This window comes from Brockia lithotrophica (assembly GCF_003633725.1).
Classification (GTDB): domain Bacteria; phylum Bacillota; class Bacilli; order Thermicanales; family DSM-22653; genus Brockia; species Brockia lithotrophica.
Genome location: NZ_RBIJ01000012.1, coordinates 1 through 3,355 on the forward strand (window position 1 = coordinate 1; position 3,355 = coordinate 3,355).

General features: G+C 62.7%; 3 protein-coding genes and 2 pseudogenes. All 5 read left to right on the top strand.

Features of this window, described 5'->3' with window-relative positions; all coding sequences use genetic code 11:
* The coding region (locus C7438_RS08930) for an anthranilate synthase component I family protein (RefSeq protein WP_147402043.1) at window positions 1–1,121 on the top strand (1,121 nt) is incomplete at its 5' end.
* Between the two features lie 3 nt (window positions 1,122–1,124).
* Complete coding sequence (locus tag C7438_RS08935) at window positions 1,125–1,712, top strand: anthranilate synthase component II (protein ID WP_121445012.1); 588 nt, start codon at window positions 1,125–1,127, stop codon at window positions 1,710–1,712.
* A 130-nt stretch (window positions 1,713–1,842) separates the two neighbouring features.
* Window positions 1,843–2,163, top strand: a pseudogene (locus C7438_RS09685) (aminotransferase class IV); the annotation flags it as partial.
* Between the two features lie 123 nt (window positions 2,164–2,286).
* A pseudogene (locus C7438_RS09690) lies at window positions 2,287–2,472 on the top strand (2-amino-4-hydroxy-6-hydroxymethyldihydropteridine diphosphokinase); the annotation flags it as partial.
* A 26-nt stretch (window positions 2,473–2,498) separates the two neighbouring features.
* The coding region (gene dapF, locus C7438_RS08950; protein WP_211322175.1) for a diaminopimelate epimerase at window positions 2,499–3,355 on the top strand (857 nt) is incomplete at its 3' end.

Below are 3,355 nucleotides of genomic sequence, written 5' to 3' on the forward strand. Positions count from 1 at the left end.
GGTACGTAGCCTACGACGCGGCGCGGGCCATCGAGCGCCTTCCCGTGCGGGCCGTTGACGATTTAGCCCTGCCCGAGGTGTACCTGATGGAAACGCGTGAAGTGGTGGCTATCAACCATGAGGCGCGCGACGTCAACCTGATCGTCTGTGCTGATCCCGCCGAACCGGGCGGATGGACCGCCGCTCGCAAGCGCCTGGAGCGGCTGGCCGCACGCTTGGAACAGCCGGCTGCCGTCGACGCGCTGTACGCCTGGCGGCCGGCCGCTGCAACGCTGGAGCCGCGCTACTCTTTTACCCGCGCGGGCTTCGAGGCGGCGGTGCGTCGCGTGCAGGACTACATCGCGGCGGGGGACGTGTACCAGGTCAACCTCTCGGTACGCCGCAGCCAGCCCCTTGAGGTTTCGCCCTACGCCGTCTACCGCGTCCTGCGCCGGCTCAACCCCTCGCCGTACATGGGCTATTTGCGTTTTCCCGATCTCGAGATCGTCTGCGACTCGCCGGAGCTGCTCGTTCGCGTCACGGACGAGGAATTGGCTACGCGGCCTATCGCCGGCACGCGGCGACGGGGGTGGACATCGGAAGAAGACGAGGCACTAGAGCGGGAACTTTTGGCCAGCGAAAAGGAGCGCACTGAGCACGCGATGCTTGTCGACCTCGTGCGCAACGACCTGGGGCGCGTGGCGGTCTATGGCACGGTGCGTGTCGACGAGTTGATGGTCGTCGAGCGCTATTCCCATGTCATGCACCTAGTGTCCCACGTGCGCGGCCGGCGGCAGCCCGACGCCAGTGCCGTTGACGTTCTGCGCGCCGTCTTTCCCGGCGGGACTATCACTGGGGCGCCGAAAGTGCGAGCGATGGAGATCATCGAAGAGCTTGAACCCGTCCGCCGCGGTCCGTACACCGGGTCACTTGGCTGGTTCGGCTACCAGGGCGACATAACCCTAAACATTGTCATCCGCACGCTGGTGGCCAAAGACGGCTGGGCCCACGTGCAGACCGGAGCGGGCATCGTCATCGACTCACAGCCCGCCGCCGAGTACGAAGAAAGCCTGAACAAGGCGGAAGCGTTGTGGGAAGCCGTGGAGGAGAGCCTAGCTGAGGTGGGCCGGAGAGGAGAATGAGGGATGGTTCTCGTCATCGACAACTACGATTCCTTCACGTACAACCTGGTCCAGTACTTCGGGGCGCTGGGGGCCGAGGTGCGGGTGTTCCGCAACGACGCCATTACCCTCGAGGAAGCGGAGCACCTCGCCCCTCGCTATCTTGTGATCTCGCCCGGTCCGGGTACCCCGAACGAAGCGGGAGTGAGCCTGGCCATGATCCGCCATTTCGCTGGCAAGGTGCCCATTCTGGGCGTCTGCCTCGGCCACCAGGCAGTCGCTCAGGCCTTTGGCGGCCGCGTGGTGCGCGCCCAGCGCCCGATGCACGGCAAGACGTCGGAAATTGCTCACGACGGCAAGACGTTGTACAAAGGCCTGCCTTCCCCTTTTGTGGCTATGCGCTACCACTCGCTCATCGTCGAAGAGGAAAGCCTGCCGGACGTCTTTGAAGTCAGCGCCCGCACGACGGAAGGGGAGCTAATGGGGCTACGCCATCGGAGGCTGCCCATCGAAGGGGTGCAGTTTCACCCCGAGTCCATCCTCACCGACGGCGGCGTGGATTTGCTGCGCAACTTCCTCGACGCCTACGCCGGCGTCGCGGAAGGCGCGTGAGGTGGTGATTGTGTGGGTCGACGGCGCTCTGAAATCGGTCGATGCGGTGCGTCTTTCGCCTTTCGATCACGGCTTTCTGGACGGGACGTCCTTTTTTGAAACGCTGCGCGCCTAAGGCGGGCGGCCTTTTCTCCTTGCCGACCACCTGGCCTGGCTGCGGCGCGGCCTCGAGGCGGCGGGCATCTGCTGGCGATATGACGAGACGACCATTGCCCGTGCCATCGGCGACGTGCTGGCGACGAATGGGCTGGATAAGGGCATGATTCGTCTCACCGTAATCGCCGGCGAAGGGCCGTTGGGATTGACCGCCGCGCCCTACGAGAAGCCGCTTCCCTCTACCCTTGAGGCGTGGTCGGAAAGATGTAAACTCTCGTTACGGTCTCCTTTCCGCGCAGCGAACCGGTGGGGCGCGAGCGGTACAAGGCGCACGACTTCCTCAACAATTTCCTGACGCAACGCGAGCTGAGCAACCGGGACGCCGAGGGGCGGATGCGGACGGCCGAAGGGCGGATGGTTCGCGCCTCGCCCGTCTATAAGGCCGATCCCGTCGGGATGACTCGTCCAGCCGCCGTTTCTCGATCAGGTAGCGGAGCTGGAGACGGTCCTTTCTCCTTACGTTCTCTTGGCGCGCCTTCTTGCCATCGAGCGGTCCTTTGGCCGCGAGCGGTGCATCCTCTGGGAACCACGTACCCTCGACCTCATGCTATGCTGTTCCTGTCCGGCGACGCGCGCATCGCCAAGGTTTATGACCGATCCATAAGCCATAAGCGAGGAAGGGGGCAATCGATGATTGCATTCACAAAGATGGAAGGTCTTGGGAATAGCTACATCTTGATCAATCATTTCGAAACACAGGTGCCCGAGGAAAGGCTGCCAGAACTGGCCAAGCTCGTCAGCGATAAGAACTTTGGCATCGGGAGCGACGGCCTCATCGTGGTCCTACCCCCAATCTCCCCAGGCCACGACTTTCGCTTTCGCATCTTCAACGCTGACGGGTCAGAAGCGGAGATGTGCGGCAATGGGATGCGCTGCTTTGCCCGTTTCGTCTACGACAAAGGCCTCACCCGGAAGACTCGTTTCCCCGTCCAAACCTTGGCGGGAACCATTATTCCGGAACTTTTCCTCGGAGAAAACGGGGAGGTTGTGGCGGTAAAGGTCGACATGGGCCCGCCTCAGCTGCGCTCAACGAAGATTCCCATGACGGGTCCCGAGCGGGAACCTGTGGTGGACGCAGAGCTGGAAGCGGAAGGGCACCGATTCGTTTTTACCGCTGTGTCCATGGGAAATCCGCACATTGTGATCTTTGTGGACGACGTTGAAGCGGCGAACTTGGCGTACTGGGGTCCCCGACTGGAACATCATCCGCTCTTTCCGCAGCGGACTAACGTCCATTTCGTCCAGGTTCAGGATTCGAGCCATCTTCTTATGCGGACCTGGGAGCGCGGGTCGGGCATTACCCTTGCGTGCGGAACCGGCGCCTGCGCCGTTCTGGTGGCCGCCCATCTCAAAGGATTGGCGAACCGGGAGGCGACGGTGCATCTTCCCGGAGGGAGTCTGCATGTCGAATGGGCGTCTGACGGCCATGTGTACATGACGGGACCAGCCAATTACATCTGCGAAGGTCGACTCCTGCGTTCCATGAC

Bases quoted from the DNA above. Each gene is read 5' to 3' on its own strand.
- C7438_RS08935 (WP_121445012.1), top strand. From the start codon at position 1,125: ATGGTTCTCGTCATCGACAACTACGATTCCTTCACGTACAACCTGGTC.